15 protein-coding genes and 1 other RNA gene are annotated in these 15,902 nt (G+C 59.8%); 6 read left to right on the top strand and 10 right to left on the bottom strand.

Annotated features, from left to right (window positions below):
* Window positions 1-122 precede the first annotated feature (122 nt).
* From BM069_RS07185 to BM069_RS07170, 4 genes are all read left to right on the top strand, one after another.
* Window positions 123-929 (top strand): ChaN family lipoprotein, encoded by an 807-nt coding sequence (locus BM069_RS07185; protein ID WP_093322263.1) that lies wholly within the window; start codon window positions 123-125, stop codon window positions 927-929.
* A 72-nt stretch (window positions 930-1,001) separates the two neighbouring features.
* Window positions 1,002-2,192 (top strand): bifunctional phosphopantothenoylcysteine decarboxylase/phosphopantothenate--cysteine ligase CoaBC, encoded by a 1,191-nt coding sequence (gene coaBC / locus BM069_RS07180; RefSeq protein ID WP_093322260.1) that lies wholly within the window; start codon window positions 1,002-1,004, stop codon window positions 2,190-2,192.
* Between the two features lie 48 nt (window positions 2,193-2,240).
* Window positions 2,241-2,708 carry a dUTP diphosphatase gene (gene dut, locus BM069_RS07175; RefSeq protein WP_093322258.1) on the top strand — a complete coding sequence of 156 codons (468 nt, stop codon included), beginning with the start codon at window positions 2,241-2,243 and terminating at the stop codon, window positions 2,706-2,708.
* On the top strand, window positions 2,708-3,769 hold the full coding sequence (locus BM069_RS07170) for a HesA/MoeB/ThiF family protein (RefSeq protein WP_093322255.1): 1,062 nt from the start codon (window positions 2,708-2,710) through the stop codon (window positions 3,767-3,769). The genes dut and BM069_RS07170 overlap by 1 nt, the downstream gene beginning before the upstream one ends.
* Window positions 3,770-3,811: 42 nt before the next feature.
* Here the strand turns inward: BM069_RS07170 and BM069_RS07165 are convergent, their stop codons facing one another.
* Window positions 3,812-5,020, bottom strand: coding sequence for a trans-sulfuration enzyme family protein (locus BM069_RS07165; RefSeq protein ID WP_093322252.1), 1,209 nt, complete (start codon window positions 5,018-5,020; stop codon window positions 3,812-3,814).
* Window positions 5,021-5,131: 111 nt separating this feature from the next.
* On the opposite strand from BM069_RS07165, the gene BM069_RS07160 reads away from it, so the two are divergent.
* A complete protein-coding gene (locus BM069_RS07160) occupies window positions 5,132-7,144 on the top strand; it encodes a M3 family metallopeptidase (protein ID WP_093322248.1) in 2,013 nt (670 codons plus the stop codon).
* Window positions 7,145-7,219: 75 nt separating this feature from the next.
* On the opposite strand, the gene BM069_RS07155 is transcribed toward BM069_RS07160, so the two are convergent.
* The 5 genes from BM069_RS07155 to BM069_RS07135 form a co-directional block, all read right to left on the bottom strand.
* On the bottom strand, window positions 7,220-7,849 hold the full coding sequence (locus tag BM069_RS07155; protein ID WP_093322246.1) for an inner membrane-spanning protein YciB: 630 nt from the start codon (window positions 7,847-7,849) through the stop codon (window positions 7,220-7,222).
* Window positions 7,850-7,860: 11 nt separating this feature from the next.
* A complete protein-coding gene (locus BM069_RS07150) occupies window positions 7,861-8,763 on the bottom strand; it encodes an EamA family transporter (RefSeq protein ID WP_093322244.1) in 903 nt (300 codons plus the stop codon).
* Window positions 8,764-8,841: 78 nt separating this feature from the next.
* Entirely contained in the window at window positions 8,842-10,065 is a 1,224-nt protein-coding gene (gene ftsY / locus BM069_RS07145) for a signal recognition particle-docking protein FtsY (RefSeq protein ID WP_093322241.1), read from the bottom strand.
* Between the two features lie 50 nt (window positions 10,066-10,115).
* Entirely contained in the window at window positions 10,116-10,793 is a 678-nt protein-coding gene (locus BM069_RS07140) for a lysoplasmalogenase family protein (RefSeq protein ID WP_093322239.1), read from the bottom strand.
* A 127-nt stretch (window positions 10,794-10,920) separates the two neighbouring features.
* On the bottom strand, window positions 10,921-11,418 hold the full coding sequence (locus BM069_RS07135; RefSeq protein WP_093322236.1) for a lactoylglutathione lyase family protein: 498 nt from the start codon (window positions 11,416-11,418) through the stop codon (window positions 10,921-10,923).
* 98 nt (window positions 11,419-11,516) lie between these two features.
* Here BM069_RS07135 and BM069_RS07130 point away from each other — a divergent pair, with 98 nt between their 5' ends.
* Window positions 11,517-12,452 (top strand): LysR family transcriptional regulator, encoded by a 936-nt coding sequence (locus tag BM069_RS07130; RefSeq protein ID WP_093322827.1) that lies wholly within the window; start codon window positions 11,517-11,519, stop codon window positions 12,450-12,452.
* Between the two features lie 9 nt (window positions 12,453-12,461).
* Here BM069_RS07130 and rnpB read toward each other — a convergent pair.
* The 4 genes from rnpB to gatA form a co-directional block, all read right to left on the bottom strand.
* Window positions 12,462-12,838, bottom strand: an RNA gene (gene rnpB / locus BM069_RS07125) — RNase P RNA component class A.
* A gap of 72 nt (window positions 12,839-12,910) precedes the next feature.
* Complete coding sequence (locus BM069_RS07120; RefSeq protein ID WP_093322234.1) at window positions 12,911-13,561, bottom strand: N-acetylmuramoyl-L-alanine amidase; 651 nt, start codon at window positions 13,559-13,561, stop codon at window positions 12,911-12,913.
* Between the two features lie 3 nt (window positions 13,562-13,564).
* Window positions 13,565-14,377, bottom strand: coding sequence for a hypothetical protein (locus tag BM069_RS07115; protein ID WP_093322231.1), 813 nt, complete (start codon window positions 14,375-14,377; stop codon window positions 13,565-13,567).
* 36 nt (window positions 14,378-14,413) lie between these two features.
* Complete coding sequence (gene gatA / locus BM069_RS07110; RefSeq protein WP_093322228.1) at window positions 14,414-15,901, bottom strand: Asp-tRNA(Asn)/Glu-tRNA(Gln) amidotransferase subunit GatA; 1,488 nt, start codon at window positions 15,899-15,901, stop codon at window positions 14,414-14,416.
* Between the last annotated feature and the right edge of the window lies 1 nt (window position 15,902).

The raw sequence follows: 15,902 nt of genomic DNA, 5'->3' as shown, positions 1-15,902 counted from the left end.
TTGCGATGGCGCGTAGATTGGCAAAAGATACGGCGAACGCAAGGGGCGGCGTTGTGTTGTTTTGTTGAGTGAAATAATCAGTTATTGTTGCCAGAGTGTTCAAGACCTGCGAAAGGACAGACATGAAAAGATCTCTTGCTGCGATGGCGACCGCCCTGTGTGTTGTTCCGCTGCTCGCGTGGTCCGAGGAGATTTCACCGGCTGCGCTGGGTGCGTTGCCTGAGGCTCAGGTCGTTTTCTTGGGTGAGGTTCATGACAATGTGTATCACCATGAGCATCAGGCTTTGGCCCTCCGCTCTTTAAGGCCAAGTGCCGTGGTGTTTGAGATGCTGACGCCGGAGATGGCCGCCAAGGTTACGCCAGACTTGCTTGGCAATCAGGACGCATTGGCAGCGACATTGGATTGGGCGCAGAGCGGGTGGCCTGATTTTTCTGTGTACTATCCGGTTTTTGAGGCCAGTGCAGGCGCCGAAATTTACGGGGCGCAGGTTCCGCGCGAGGATGCGCGCGCTGCAGTTATGGGCAGCGATGTGGGGGCGGTTTTTGGGCCGCGCGCTGAAGAGTTTGGACTATTGGCTCCCTTGCCTGAGGCCCAGCAAACAGAGCGGGAAGCCAAGCAGATGAGGGCACATTGTGACGCTTTGCCGGCAGATATGTTGCCCGGAATGGTTTTGGCGCAGCGGTTGCGTGACGCGGCATTGGCGCGGGCCGCGACGCAGGCGCTTGAGGCCACTGGCGGCCCCGTGGCCGTCATCACCGGCAATGGACATGCGCGTACCGATTGGGGTGCGGCGGCCTTGATGGGCAGTGGCGTGACCGTATTGTCCATCGGGCAATTTGAGGCGACACCAGAAAGGTCACAGCCTTTTGATCTGTGGCTGGTCACGGATGCCGTGGATCGGGAAGACCCCTGCGCGGCATTCAAATAGGTCGAAGGTCGGCTTGTGTCATGCGCGCCTGCGGCATAGGTTTGGGCCAATCTGGCAAAGAAGGCTCTCAACATGCTGACGGACAAGCGCATTCTTTTGATCATCGCGGGTGGAATCGCCGCCTTCAAATCGCTTGATCTGATCCGGCGGTTGCGTGAACGGGGCGCTTTGGTGACGCCGGTTCTGACGCGGGCAGCTGAGGAATTTGTGACGCCGTTGTCGGTGTCGTCTTTGGCTGGCGAAAAGATCTATCGAGATTTGTTTGATCTGACCGATGAGGCGGAGATGGGGCACATTCAGTTGTCGCGTTCCGCAGACTTGATCGTGGTTGCGCCGGGCACGGCGGATTTGATGGCGAAGATGGCCAATGGATTGGCAAATGATTTGGCGTCGACGCTTTTGTTGGCGACGGACACCCCGGTTCTGGTGGCGCCTGCGATGAATGTGCGCATGTGGGACCATCCGGCGACACAGCGCAATCTGGCGACACTGAAGGCTGATGGTGTGAGTTTTGTGGGGCCCAATGAGGGCGATATGGCCTGTGGGGAATATGGCCCAGGACGGATGTCGGAACCCCTTGAAATTGTTGCTGCAATCGAAGGTGCGATGAAGGCTGGGCCCCTGACAGGTCGCCGGATTCTTGTGACCTCGGGACCGACGCATGAACCGATTGATCCTGTGCGTTATATTGCCAACCGGTCATCGGGCGCGCAGGGCACCGCGATTGCCGAGGCCCTGGTCGCGCAAGGGGCGGAGGTGGTTTTTGTCACCGGACCTGCGGATGCGGCGCGTCCCAGAGGGGTGCATCTGGTGGAAGTGCAATCCGCTCAGGAAATGATGCAGGCCGTGCAGGAGGCCTTGCCGGTGGATGCTGCGGTGTTCAGCGCTGCGGTGGCAGATTGGCGTGTGGCAAGTGCGTCTGACAGCAAGATAAAAAAGACCAAGCAGGGTTTACCAAAATTGGAGTTTGCGGAAAACCCCGACATTTTGGCAACCGTGAGCCAATTGCAGAACGGACGTCCGAAACTGGTTGTCGGGTTTGCCGCAGAGACCGATGACGTGCTTGCGAACGCGACCGCAAAACGCACGCGCAAAGGCTGCGATTGGATTGTTGCCAATGACGTCAGCCCAGAGACCGGCATCATGGGCGGAAGCGAGAACGCGGTGACGTTGATTTCTGAGGATGGGGCGGAAAGCTGGCCGCGAATGGGCAAGACCGAAGTCGCAAAGATCTTGGCGGAACGCATTGCGAAGGCGTTGTAAGTAAACGTATTTTGAGCGCAACGCGCCGTTATTTGGGAAGCGAACAGCATGACAGAAGTGCCCATTAAACTGCGTTGGCTGGTTACGGCGGATCGGTCTGTGGCCCTGCCATCTTATGAAACAGAGGGCGCTGCGGGAGCGGATGTACGGGCGAATTTTCCGCCTGAGCTGCGCGCCGGCGTGACCCTTGCCCCTGGGGAGAGGACCTTGGTGCCGACGGGGTTGTCGTTGGAAATTCCAGTGGGATTTGAGGTGCAAATGCGCCCACGCTCGGGGCTGGCCCTGAAGCATGGAATTACTTTGCCCAACAGCCCTGGGACGATTGACTGCGACTATCGGGGACCACTTGGGGTGATTGTTCTGAATGCAGGGCAAGAGCCCTTTGAAATTGCCCACGGCATGCGCATTGCACAGATGGTTGTGGCGCCTGTGGTGGTCGGCAATTTTGAATTACATCAAGAGCTTAGCGAGAGTGTGCGCGGTGTGGGCGGGTTTGGCTCGACCGGAGTGAACTGATGCTTTTGGTGCTGGTCATGGCGGCAGCGATTTGGGGCGTGGGGGTGTTGACCGGCGCGCCAAAACAAATGCGCTGGGTCATGATCGGCGTGCTTTACCTGGCTGTTTTGGGGCTACAATTGGCTTTGCCTGACGGACATTCGTTGCGCATGGCGACGGGCGAAAGTCCCGCTCTTTGGGCCTTGATCGGGGCTGCTGTTGTGCTTGTTTGGGCTTATCGTCGCGGGTTGGAAACGTTGCGCCGAAAAGCGGAAGAGAAGGTTGAGACATCCATGGTGGACGCACCACAAGGGCCATTTTCCGAGACTGAATTGAACCGCTATGCGCGCCATATTGTGCTGCGCGAAATGGGCGGATTGGGGCAGAAAAAACTCAAGGATGCCAAGGTGTTGGTTGTTGGGGCTGGTGGGCTTGGATCGCCGGTTCTGCTATATCTCGCGGCGGCTGGTGTTGGCACAATCGGAGTGGTGGACGACGACGTTGTCGACAACTCAAACTTGCAACGGCAAGTGATCCATCCAGACCGGATGATCGGCGAGCCGAAGGTGTTTTCCGCAGCCGGGGCCATGCAGGCTCAAAATCCTTTTGTGACGGTGAAGCCGTACCATCGGCGCCTGAGTGAAGATGATGCAGGCCAGTTGATTGCGGAGTATGATCTCGTTTTGGACGGCACGGACAACTTTGACACGCGCTATTTGGTCAATCGCACCTGTGTTGCGCTTGGCAAGCCTTTGATTTCTGGCGCTCTTTCTCAGTGGGAAGGGCAGCTGAGCGTGTTCGACCCCGCCCACGGTGCGCCGTGTTACCAGTGCATTTTTGACACGCCGCCGGCGCCGGAACTGGCGCCGAGTTGTTCGGAGGCAGGTGTCATTGGGCCATTGCCAGGGATTGTTGGCACAATGATGGCAGTTGAGGCGATCAAGCTGATCACGGGAGCCGGTGCGGTGCTGCGGGGCGAGATGATGATCTATGACGCGCTGTGGGGCGAGACACGGAAAATCACTCTCAAACGGCGGGCGGATTGCCCGACGTGCGGTGGCGAAAAACCGACGTCGGTATAACGTCGGTATCGCGACTGTATTGCGACGGTGTGGTTTTGCGCCTCAGAGAATTTTTGCCAAATCGGCAATCAGATCGTCGGCGTCCTCCAATCCGACCGAAAGGCGGAAAATTCCATCGCCGGCAAAAGCGCGATAGCTGGCAAGTTGGTCACCGCTAAGCCGGAAGGACGTGTCCATCAGTGCATCGGTGCCCATCCAGAAAATCAGGCTGCGGTGATGACCCAGAGACACGGCGTAGTGGATGGTTTCGAGTTTCTCGATCATCGCCTGCGCCGTGGCTTCGCCCTGCGCGGTGTTGCCTACCTGAAAGGAGATCATCGCCGACATGTTGGTCATTTGCTGCTGCGCGAGATCATACTGCGGGTGGCTTTTCAAACCGGGGTATATCACGCGTGTCACTGCGTCGCGGGTTTCGAGCCATTCGGCGACGGCCTGCGCACCTGTTTCGTGCGCCTTCATGCGTAGCGGCAACAGTGACAGCCCACGTGCGATGAGCCATGCATTGAACGGCGACATGACGCCGCCGTGGTGAATGGACGCCTCCGCACGCATTTTTGCGATCAACTCTTTGGACCCCGCAACCGCCCCACCCACCGCATCGCCGTGACCACCAATGTATTTGGTCACGGAATGCATGATCAGATCGACACCAAGCTCTGCGCAATTTTGTCCCAGAGGCGATGCAAAAGTGGCGTCACAGGACAGAAGCGCGCCTGCGTCCTTGGCGATGGCCGAGATCGCAGCAAGGTCGGTCAGGCGGCCAATGGGGTTCACCGGTGTTTCGGTGTGGATGAGTTTTGTGTTGGGTCGGATCGCGGCGGCCACGGCGGCGGGGTCGGACATGTTCACCGTGTCCACTGCGATGCCAAAGCGCGGAAGGGTGTCACGGGCAAGCTCAGCGACGCCGGCATAAGAGACATCGGAAACGATGGCGTGATCGCCTGCGGATAGGAAGGTCAGAAAGATCGCGGTTGCCGCGGCCATGCCGGAGGCCACACAAAGGCAATCTTCAACGCCTTCGAGGGCGGCAAGTTTCTTCTCCAGCATCTGTACTGTCGGGTTGCCCCAGCGGGCATAGAGATATGCGCTGTTCTCTTCCAGATCGTGAGCCGAGAAACCCGCGACCTGATCGGTGACAAAAGTCGAAGACATATGCAGCGGCGGCGCGGAGGCACCGGTGGCGGGATCGGGCGCTTCGCCTGCGTGTATGGCTGTGGTCATCACGCCTTTGCGGCTATTGCGATGTGTCATGTCTGTCCTCCCTTGCGTGGCGTCAGCGTGGGGGCGCGGCCTTGTGATTGCAAGCCTGATTGCGACCTGCAGCGCACGCGCTTAGGGTGGCCACAAAAGGAGACCTCACCTATGACCAACCCGCTGCTTGCCGACTGGACCACCCCATTTGAAATCGCGCCGTTCGATGCGATTTCGGACGACGATTTTGCGCCCGCATTTGAGGTGGCTTTGGCCGAGCACAAGGCGGAAATTGCGGCGATTGCCGACAATCCCGAGGCTCCGAATTTTGCCAACACCATCGAGGCGATGGAGGTCGCGGGCGGTGCGCTCGACAAGGTGTTGTCGGTGTTCTTTTCCGTTGCAGGGGCAGAAAGCAATCCGGCGCGGCAGGAATTGCAGCGGGAGTTTTCGCCGAAACTGGCCGCGCACGGGGCGGAGATTTCGTCAAACAAAGCGCTGTTTGGCCGGATTGCCACCGTTTGGGAGGCGCGCGACTCGCTGGATCTGAGCGCGGAGCAGCAGCGGGTTCTGATGTTGACTCATCGCGGGTTTGTGCGCGGCGGTGCGGCGCTTGAGGGCGATGCGGACGCGCGGATGAAGGAGATAAAGTCGCGGCTGGCGGTTCTGGGAACGGAGTTCACGCAGAACCTGCTGGCGGATGAGCGCGACTGGTTTATGGAACTGGCCGAGGATGACCTAGAGGGCTTGCCAGCGTTTGTTGTCGATGCCGCGCGGGCGGCGGGCGAGGAAAAATCCGCTGGCGGACCGGTGGTGACGCTATCGCGGTCGTTGATCGTGCCGTTTTTGCAGTTCTCGCCGCGCCGCGACTTGCGCGAGAAAGCCTTTGCCGCATGGGCCGCGCGTGGGGCCAATGGTGGCGAGACCGATAACCGTGGGATTGCCGCTGAAACACTGGCGTTGCGCGAAGAACGGGCGAAGCTTTTGGGCTATGACTGTTTCGCGGACTTCAAGCTGGAAACTGAAATGGCCAAAACACCGGCGGCGGTGCGCGAGTTGTTGATGGCGGTCTGGGAGCCGGCGAAGGCGCGGGCGGAAGCAGACGGCGCAGTTTTGACCGAGATGATGCATGCGGACGGGATCAATGGCGATCTGGAACCGTGGGACTGGCGGTATTACGCGGAGAAGCGGCGCAAAGCAGAGCACGATCTGGATGAGGCGGCGCTGAAGCCGTATTTGCAGCTGGAGCGCATGATTGAGGCATCGTTTGCCTGTGCGACACGTCTTTTCGGCCTTGAGTTCAAAGAGCTGGACGTGCCGCTTTATCATGAGGACTGCCGCGCCTGGGAGGTGACGCGGGATGGCGATCATGTGGCGGTGTTCATTGGTGATTATTTCGCGCGGGGTGGCAAGCGGTCCGGCGCGTGGTGTTCGGCCATGCGGGGGCAGGCGAAATTTCCCAAGGTGCAAGGGCCTGTGGTGATCAACGTTTGCAATTTTGCAAAGGGAGATCCGGCGCTTCTGAGCTATGACGACGCGCGCACGTTGTTCCATGAGTTCGGCCATGCGCTGCATCAGATGCTGTCCAACGTGACCTATGAAAGCGTGTCGGGCACATCCGTGGCGCGGGACTTTGTGGAACTGCCAAGCCAGCTTTACGAACACTGGCTGGAAGTGCCGGAGGTGCTGGCGGAGTATGCGACGCACGCAGAGACCGGCGCGCCGATGCCTGAGGCAATGCTGAAGAAGGTGCTGGGTGCGGCGAATTTTGATCAGGGGTTTGCAACGGTGGAATATGTGGCGTCCGCATTGGTTGATCTGGCGTTCCATGAAGGTGATGCGCCGGCCGATCCGATGGCGAAACAAACAGAAGTGCTGGCCAGTCTTGGCATGCCGCGTGCGATCACCATGCGTCACGCGACGCCGCAGTTTGCGCATGTCTTTGCGGGTGATGGATATAGCTCGGGGTACTACAGCTATATGTGGTCAGAGGTGATGGACGCGGACGCCTTTGAGGCCTTTGAGGAAGCGGGCAGCCCGTTTGATGCGGCCACGGCCAAGGCGCTTGAAACCCATATCCTGTCGACTGGCGGCACTGTGGAGGCGGATGAACTATACAAACGATTCCGCGGCCGTCTGCCGGGCGTTGAGGCGCTTCTGAAGGGGCGGGGGCTGGCCGCCTGAGCCTGTCGCTAGGTTCTTATTGCCCAAAATACCTTGGGGGAGGCGCAGCTTGCTGCAACGGGGGCAAAGCCCCCTTTACTCGGCGTCCTCGTCTTCTTCGATGCCATATTCGGAGAAGACTTTGCTTTGCGTCATGAAAAACCCGAACACCGCCGCCGTCAGGCCAAAAGTTTTGAAGTTGACCCAGGCTTGTTCACTCATCAAACGCCAGACAAGTTCGTTGGCGATTGCGAGGCCAAAAAAGAACAGCATCAGGCGTTTGGTGAGGATCATCCAGCCTTCGTCCTCAAGCGGCATCATGCCTTCCATCACGTGACGCAGATATGATTGGCCGCGTGCGAGGCCAACCGCGAGAATGCCGCCAAAGGCTGCATAAAGGATCGTCGGCTTCATTTTGATGAACTTGGGATCGTTGAGCCAAACCGTGAGGCCGCCGAACACGATCACGAGAACCAGCGTCATGATCTGCATCTTGGACAGATGGCCGGTGAGTTTCCACAGGATCCCGGTGGTCAAAATCAGCAGGGGCACGAACAACGCGGTGACGATGATAAATCCCTGATACTCAGTGCCACCAATGGTGAAAACCTGGTCTTTCAGGCGCATGTAGCCGATGAAAAACAGGACGATTGGTCCCAGTTCCAAGCCCATTTTGAGCATCGGGTTGATCTTTTTTTCCGGCTGATCTGGCGTTTGGTCAGACATGGGCGCTCCTGTTATCCTCCGATCTCAACTATCACAGCGCCAGCGGCAATCAATGCCATAAGGGCAATGCGGCGCGGTCCGACGGTTTCCTTGAGCACCAGCCAGCCGATAAGCGCAGCAAAGATCGGAGAGGTTTCGCGCAACACGGCGGCTTCGCCAACTTTGTCCAGCCGCGTGGCGAGCATGACGGAACCGAAGCTGGCGAAAGCCACCAGACCTCCAAAGAAGCCCCGCAGCATCAGAGGGCCGGGCGCGGGTGCGTCAGTCATCGAGCGCCAGCGCAGGAAGGCGAGGACGGGAAAGACAAGGCCGTCGATCAGGAAGAACCACGCAAGGAAGGTGAACGGGTCGGCGGTGGCGCGAATGCCGTAGGCGTCATAGGTGGTGTAAAGCGCGACGAAGAAGCCGGTGAAGAGGGCAATGACCATGGCAGACACGAGCGTGTCACGGCCTTCGGTCATAAAGACCATGTTGTAGACCGCGAGACCGAGGATGCCCGACATCAGGACCAGCACGCCAAGCCATTGGTATCCTGTGAAGGTTTCACCAAAGATCAGGTAAGCCCCGATGACAGTGAAGAAGGGGCCGGTGCCGCGCACGACAGGGTAGACGACTGTAAAGGCGCCTTTGGTGTAGGCCCAGCTTTGCAGGAATTTGTAGCCCAAATGGATGACGAACGCGCCTGCGAAGATCGGCCACATGTGGGGTTCCGGCCATGGGACGACAAAGAACGCAAAGGGTGCGGCCATTGCGGCGTAGGAGAAATCAATCGCGCCGCGGGTGAGCCACGGGTCGTGCCGGCCTTTCTGTAGAGCTCCGAAGACGGCATGCAGAAAGGCGGCGGCCAGCGCTAGGATGAGGGCCACTTGATGGCCTGCGTCAGTGCCTTCGAGAGAGATCAGCCAATCGCTCATGGATCAGGGTTCTCTATGTGAGGCGGGCGGGACCCGGCGGAGACTATGTCACCTTGTTTCCGGGTCGAAGCTTGCACCTTAGCTTTTCTCCAGACCTGTCAGCGCGGCGGCGAACTCTTCGGGATCAAAAGGTTGCAGATCGTCGATCTGTTCCCCGACACCAATGGCGTGGATCGGCAGGCCGAATTTGTCCGCGAGGCTGACCAGAATGCCGCCCTTCGCAGTGCCGTCGAGTTTGGTCATCACGAGGCCCGACACGTCGGCGAGTTTCTGGAAGGTCTCGACCTGCGAAATGGCGTTCTGGCCGGTCGTGGCATCGAGCACCAGCAATGTGTTGTGCGGCGCATCGGGATCTTTCTTGCGGATCACGCGCACGATTTTGGCGAGTTCTTCCATCAAGTCCTGACGGTTCTGCAATCGCCCTGCGGTGTCGATCATCAGAAGATCGGCGCCGTCCGCCTCGGCTTTGGTCATGGCGTCAAACGCGAGCGATGCAGGGTCAGAACCTTCGGGTGCGGTGAGCACCGGCACACCGGCACGTTCGCCCCAGACTTGCAGTTGCTCGACTGCCGCTGCGCGGAAGGTGTCGCCGGCGGCGATAACTACGGATTTGCCCGCTGCGCGGAACTGGCTGGCGAGTTTGCCGATAGTGGTTGTTTTGCCCGACCCGTTCACGCCCACCACAAGCACGACCTGCGGTTTGGACGGGTAAAGCGGCATCGGGCGCGCGACTGTGTCCATGATGCGGGCCACTTCGGCGGCAAGCATCTCTTTGATTTCACGAGAAGAAACGCGGCGTCCCATGCGGCCCTCGGCGATGTTGGCGGTGACGCGCAGGGCGGTGTCGACGCCCATGTCCGCCGCGATTAACAGCTCTTCGAGCTGTTCCAGCATGTCGTCGTCGAGCTCGCGCTTGACCTCGGTCGGCGCGACGGTGCGGCCCGTGAGGCGGGCAAGCAGGCCGGGTTTTGTCGCGGCGGGTGCTGGAGTTGGTTCGGGTTTCGGAGCAGGTGCGGGGGCAGGTTCAGGAGACGGCTCTGGTTCGGATGCAGGCTCCGGTTCAGGTGCAGTGACGGGTTCTGGCGTGGGCTCTGTCGCGGGTTCTGGTTCAGGCTGCGGATCAGGCTCTGGCGTCGGTTCCGGTGTCGGGGCAGGCGTTGGGTCCGGTTGTGGCTCAGGCTGAGATACAGGGGCCTCGACGGCTTCTTCCTGACCGCCATCCTCGACAATGGCATCAAGCCCTTCTTCGAGTTTGGAAGAAGATTTGAACAAGCGGTCTTTGAGTTTGGAAAAAAACGCCATTGGGGCCTCCGGAAAACGTCCTCACTCCACTTAGTATTATTCGGTTGGACTTAAAAGAGCGGCGTGGCCCAACCGCTGCCAGCGAGGATCAGGAACTGCCCGCCGGCATACAGCAACCAAAGCGCGACGGAGGCAGGGCGTTGGAGGCGGGAGGTGTCGGACATGCGAAAGAGTTGCAGCGACAGGATGGTGTCAGACGCCAAAAACGCAAAGGCACCGATGGTGGCGAGCGGCATTGTGGGCAGGCCAAGCGCCGTAAGGCCCATGAGGGCGATCAGGACCACATAGATGCGCACGGGCCAGCGCATATCGCCAGTGAAAGGGATCAGCCAACGTTCGGTTGAGAGCGCAAAAAGGGCAATCGCTGCGATCAGATACCAAGGAGCATCCAGCGGACCCGCGCCAATGGTCCAGAAGTGGATGATGAAGGCCACATGGGCTGTGGCGAAGGCGATCAACCCAATCAGGAACGGGCGCTCGCCGTCGCGGGACAGGGCAATGTCGCCAACTGCCGAGAGCAAAAGCGCAATGGTGACGGCGGGGTGGCCGAAGCTGATCCATGCGGCGGCGGCAAATGCTGGCATGGGGATGGCCTTGACGATGGTTTTGGCGCGACTTGGCGGGCGGTGACAGAAAAAGACCGCATAGATCAGGGTGGCAATCAGGCCAACGGCGAGAAAGACAAATTTCAGCGTTTGGCGCAGGGCAATGATTTCAAAGGGCGTCATGGTCAGGCTTTTGTTGCAAAAGATGCGCTGACCTTAGCGGGGGAGTGGTCAAGGGAAAACACCGAAAGGAGGTGGGGTCCTGCAACGGAAGGTGGGCATCCCCGCGCAACGGGGATGCCAAAGAGCGTTACTCGTAAGCGCCTGCGGAATAGGTCAACTCGTAGCTGTGGCTGTAGAGTTCAAACACGATGCCAAAGGGGTCTTCGACGTAGACCATGCGGTAGGGTTTATCGTTGGGGAAATACTCGCGCACGGGCATACGCTGTTTGCCACCTGCGGCAACGATTTTCGCAAGCAGGTCTTCGAGGTTGGGGTCTTGAATGGCGAAATGGAATGTACCGTGTTGGCGGTAGTTCAGGTTGTTCGCGGGGGCTGTGTTGCCGTCGAATTCAAAAAGCTCGATGCCAACGCGATCTGCAGTGGCGAGGTGGGCAATCCGGATTTTACCCCAGCCCGGACCAAAGACATCGGTGCACATCTGGCCGATGTCGCTGTCGTCCTCGAGGATCTCGGTGGGCTGCATTATGACGTAAAATCCTAGCACCTCGGAATAAAATTTGACGGCGCTGTCCAGATCGGGAACGGAAAGGCCGATGTGGGAGAATGTGCGGGGGGTCGGGGTCATGTCAGTGTCCTTTTCAGAATGTGATCAAGAAATAGGTGGCTTTGATCGGCTTGTGAAATTATCATATTGTATGTTTTTGATAATATTTTGGAATGATCGTGCTAAATGCAACCTGGCTTGAGACCTTTACCACACTTTGCGATGTGGGGCATTTCACACGCGCTGCGCAGCAATTGGGCATGACCCAGCCGGGCGTGTCGCAACATCTGCGAAAGCTGGAAGCGCAGGTGGGCAAGCCTTTGATTACACAAGATGGTAAGGCTTTTTCAGTGACGCCTGCGGGTGAGGCGGTTCTAAAAGTTGGGCGCGACAGGCGGGCGCAGGAGCGGGCGTTGCAGGACGTTGTGACGCTGGATGACCCCAAAACCGGCGTCGTGAATGTCGGCTGTTCCGGCAGTTTTGCGATGTGGATGTATCCGTTGATGCTTGAACAGTTGCGCGAAGCGCCGGAGTTGGTGGTGAATGTCACGGCGGCCCCACAAGCCAGCATTGTCAACGCGGTGCTGGAAGGGGGGCTTGATCTGGGGGTGGTGGCAAGGAATCCTGATCACCCGAGGTTGAAGGCCACGCATATGGCACACGAAGAACTCTGCCTTGTGGTGCCGGCAGGCCATCAAACAGAAAATTTGAATCTGGGCGCGCTGGAAGCGTTGGGCATGGTTGGACATCCGGATGGGTTCGCCTATGCCGATGAGCTGTTCTCGGCGAATTTTCCTGATGATTTCAAAGGGTCGGACCGCCTGAAGGTAAGAACTTCGGTCAATCAGATCGGGCAAATTCCGGTGCCGGTCGCACAGGGGCTGGGTTACACAATACTGCCTCGGTCTGGCGTGGAAGCCTTCCCAGACAAGGCAAAGCTGATGGTGGTTTCGCTGATGCAGCAGAGATTTCAGGATCTTTGGCTGATCACGCGGCAGGGGCGGGCAAAATTCGCGCGTATCTCGGCGATTGCCAAGGTCATTCAGCAGGCCGCGGACGACTTGGGCAGAGGAGATCCCTCTGGAAGAACAGCATCAGCCGACGTCAGGCGGTGAGTGGGGGATACGCGCAGAGGGCCTATAAGCCGGATTCTGTTCCCCGGGTTGCCCCGGTTCGATGACCATTCATCTAGAGCGCCTGTTGCCAGACGCTCTCTAGCTGCCAACCCGGACCTGCTCGGGCCAAAGCAGCCCTGTGATTGCTCACGCGCGGTCCCTATTTGGCATTGCTCCCGGTGGGGCTTGCCGTGCCGTCCTTGTTGCCAAGTCCGCGGTGGGCTCTTACCCCACCGTTTCACCCTTACCTTTGCGGACAAAGGCGGTCTGTTCTCTGTGGCGCTATCCCTCGGGTTTCCCCGGCCGGGCGTTACCCGGCACCGTTGCCTTGTGGAGTCCGGACTTTCCTCGCGGGCAAATGCCCCCGCGGCCATCCGGCCCTCTGCGCAGGGGCGGTGTAGGGCGAAAGGTGGCGCGGGTCAATGGAAGGGTGCCGGCTGCAGGACAGCGGCGGGAGATCAGGACGTCAGGCGCGTCACAATGCGCACATCCTCGGCGTCCTGTGGGCCTTTGGCCCAAGGGCGGAACCTTGCGCGGAAGGCGCTTAGGGCTTCGGGGATGTCTGTGTCATAGCCAAGGCGCGAAGCGGCGGTTGCCCAGTCACCAACGGCCTGTCGCCCGTCCGGCCATACGGCGAGCCCCGCAAGGGCCAACCGGCGCCAGTCAAAGCGCGGGCCGGGGTCGAATTTGCGCCCCGGTGCCATGTCGGAATGACCGATGACGCCGGAGGCGGGAATGTCCCATCGGGTCATGATCGCGGGCAGCAGGGCCTCAAGCGCCGTCATTTGCGGCTCGGAAAACGGGTGTGTGCCGCGATTGTCCAGTTCAATCCCGATGGAGCGGGAATTGAGATCGGTCTTGCCTTGCCACGTGCCAGCGCCCGCGTGCCATGCACGCATATCTTCGTCCACAAGTTTGAAAATACGCCCTTTTTCACAGATCAGGTAGTGCGCTGAGACCTCGGGGTCGGGATCGCAGAGACGGCCCAGAGCGGCCTCTGCGGTGTCCATGGCGGTGTAGTGCAGAACAATGAATTCGGGCCGCAACCCGTCGCGGCGCGGCCCGAAGTTCGGAGATGGATGATCTATGATCTTGGGCGCGTCGGCCAAGGTTCAGTTGCCAGACACGCTGCGGAAAGGGGTCGGATCCCAATCGCAGGCAAAGCCGTCGCCGTCAGGATCAAGCCCGAGTCGGTCGCGCTTGGGCCCGCCTTTTTCAAGGAAAGCGATTTGGGCGAGGTCCGAACTTGGGTATGCGGAACAGGCCGCTTCGTATTGAGCTGCTGTTTTCAGCTTTAGGCGGCTGTGCTGTTTCACGCCGACCGGATTGGTGGTCGACAAAGCATAGGCCACAATGTTGGGTCCGGTGCTGCCCGAGCGGGTCGGCACGGCGCCTGGGGTGACAACCTGATATTGCGCCTTGTTGCGTTCCCGCTGGGCGGCGTCGGCTTCGATGGAGCGCTGATCCCCAACGGTACCAAAGCTGTTGTCAGAGATGCCGGGGTTGGAAAATACCTCGGGTGCCGGATTTGATGGGCTGGCGTCAAGCGGCTGTTGGCCGGAATTGACGGAGGCCGCATTCAGAGCAGACTGGGTTTCGCGCGCGATCTCGGCGGCTTCGGACGTGGTCGCGGTGGCGGCCGGTGCGAGGGCCACTGGTGCGGGGGCAGGTGCCGGCGGGGCGGAGGCTGTTGCCGTTGTTGCCAAAGGCGCCGCCGCCACAGTCGGGGCGGCGGGAATGGTTTCGCCGCTGACTGCTTGCGGGTTGGGTAGGGCGGTTCCGCTCAGTTGTGCGTCACGTTTGGCGCGCGCTTCGGGAGAGTTGTGGATGTTGTCAAAACCCACGCCCGCGGCGCTGTCGGGAATGGCGGGCTGACATGCTGCCAGCGCCACCAGAGCGCACCCTGTGAGGAAAAACCGTGTCATTGTAACCTTGCCTGCTCTTTTAGCTTTGGCTTGGTTTTACCACCATTGCGCGGGCTTGGCTACAAAACCTGCGGCCTGTTCCAGAGCATAGGCGGTGTTTAGCAAATCGCCTTCTTCCCACGGGCGCCCGATGAGTTGCAGACCCAGAGGCAGACCTTGGTCGTTGAGGCCGGTGGGGACCGACACACCAGGCAGACCTGCGAGGTTCACAGTCACAGTGAAGACGTCGTTGAGGTACATCTGGATCGGGTCGGCGTCGGTCATCTCGCCAACGCCAAAGGCCGCAGATGGGGTGGCGGGCGTCAGGATCGCATCGATACCTTGGGCGAAGACGTTTTCAAAGTCCTGCTTGATCAGCGTGCGCACGCGGCGGGCGCGGTTGTAGTAGGCGTCATAGAAGCCAGCCGACAGCACATAGGTGCCAACCATCACGCGGCGCTGTACTTCGTGACCGAAGCCTTCGGCGCGGGTTTTTTCGTACATCTCGGTGATGCCGTCGCCTGCGCCCAAGGTGGCGCGGTGGCCGTAGCGCACGCCGTCATAACGCGCGAGGTTGGACGAGGCTTCTGCCGGTGCAATCACGTAATATGCTGGCAGGGCGTATTTGGTGTGCGGCAGGGAGATGTCGACGATCTCGGCGCCTGCGGCCTTGAGCATTTCGGTGCCTTCGGCCCAGAGTTTTTCGATCTCGGCGGGCATGCCGTCCATGCGGTATTCCTTGGGGATACCGATTTTTTTGCCTTTGATGTCACCGGTCAGCATGGCCTCGAAGTTCGGCACAGCCAGCTCGGAGGAAGTGCTGTCTTTGGCGTCGTGGCCGCACATGGCCTCAAGCATGATGGCGGCGTCGCGCACGTCTTTGGTCATCGGGCCTGCCTGATCCAGCGAGGAGGCAAAGGCGACAACACCCCAGCGTGAGCAGCGGCCGTAGGTGGGCTTGATGCCGGTGATGCCTGTGAAGGCCGCAGGCTGACGGATCGAGCCGCCGGTGTCGGTGCCGGTTGCGGCCAAACACAGGTCAGCGGCCACGGCAGCGGCGGAACCACCGGAGGAGCCACCCGGGGTCAGGTCTGCGTCGTCATTGCCACGACGCCACGGGTTGATGGCGTTGCCATAAACGGAGGTTTCGTTAGACGAGCCCATGGCGAATTCATCCATGTTGAGCTTGCCCAGCATGACGGCGCCTGCGTCTTCCAGTTTCTGGGAAACGGTCGATTCATATTCCGGCGTGAAGCCTTCGAGGATGCGGCTGGCGGCTTGGCTTGGCACGCCTTTTGTGCAGAACAGGTCTTTGATGCCGATGGGCAGGCCACACATGTCAGGTGCGTCGCCGGCCTGGATGCGGGCGTCGGCCGCCTTGGCGCGTTCCAGCGCCAGTTCCGGTGTTTTGTGAACAAACGCATTGAGCGCGTCGGCCTTGTCGATGGCAGTCAGGAACGCTTCGGTCAGTTCCACGGAGGTCACATCGCCTGCGCGCAGTTTGTCGCGTGCGCCGGCAAGGGTGAGTTTGGTCAAATCGGTCATA

The sequence above is a fragment of the Shimia haliotis genome (assembly GCF_900114415.1).
In the GTDB taxonomy this organism is placed as follows: Bacteria; Pseudomonadota; Alphaproteobacteria; order Rhodobacterales; family Rhodobacteraceae; genus Shimia; species Shimia haliotis.
Note: the sequence above shows the minus strand (reverse complement) of the source record. Positions and strands in the feature narration are given on the sequence as shown.

Bases quoted from the DNA above. Each gene is read 5' to 3' on its own strand.
- BM069_RS07155 (WP_093322246.1), bottom strand. From the start codon at position 7,849: ATGTCTGACCAAACGCCAGATCAGCCGGAAAAAAAGATCAACCCGATG.
- gatA (WP_093322228.1), bottom strand. From the start codon at position 15,901: ATGACCGATTTGACCAAACTCACCCTTGCCGGCGCACGCGACAAACTG.
- ftsY (WP_093322241.1), bottom strand. From the start codon at position 10,065: ATGGCGTTTTTTTCCAAACTCAAAGACCGCTTGTTCAAATCTTCTTCC.
- BM069_RS07140 (WP_093322239.1), bottom strand. From the start codon at position 10,793: ATGACGCCCTTTGAAATCATTGCCCTGCGCCAAACGCTGAAATTTGTC.
- coaBC (WP_093322260.1), top strand. From the start codon at position 1,002: ATGCTGACGGACAAGCGCATTCTTTTGATCATCGCGGGTGGAATCGCC.
- dut (WP_093322258.1), top strand. From the start codon at position 2,241: ATGACAGAAGTGCCCATTAAACTGCGTTGGCTGGTTACGGCGGATCGG.
- BM069_RS07160 (WP_093322248.1), top strand. From the start codon at position 5,132: ATGACCAACCCGCTGCTTGCCGACTGGACCACCCCATTTGAAATCGCG.
- BM069_RS07165 (WP_093322252.1), bottom strand. From the start codon at position 5,020: ATGACACATCGCAATAGCCGCAAAGGCGTGATGACCACAGCCATACAC.
- BM069_RS07115 (WP_093322231.1), bottom strand. From the start codon at position 14,377: ATGACACGGTTTTTCCTCACAGGGTGCGCTCTGGTGGCGCTGGCAGCA.
- BM069_RS07185 (WP_093322263.1), top strand. From the start codon at position 123: ATGAAAAGATCTCTTGCTGCGATGGCGACCGCCCTGTGTGTTGTTCCG.
- BM069_RS07150 (WP_093322244.1), bottom strand. From the start codon at position 8,763: ATGAGCGATTGGCTGATCTCTCTCGAAGGCACTGACGCAGGCCATCAA.
- BM069_RS07135 (WP_093322236.1), bottom strand. From the start codon at position 11,418: ATGACCCCGACCCCCCGCACATTCTCCCACATCGGCCTTTCCGTTCCC.
- BM069_RS07170 (WP_093322255.1), top strand. From the start codon at position 2,708: ATGCTTTTGGTGCTGGTCATGGCGGCAGCGATTTGGGGCGTGGGGGTG.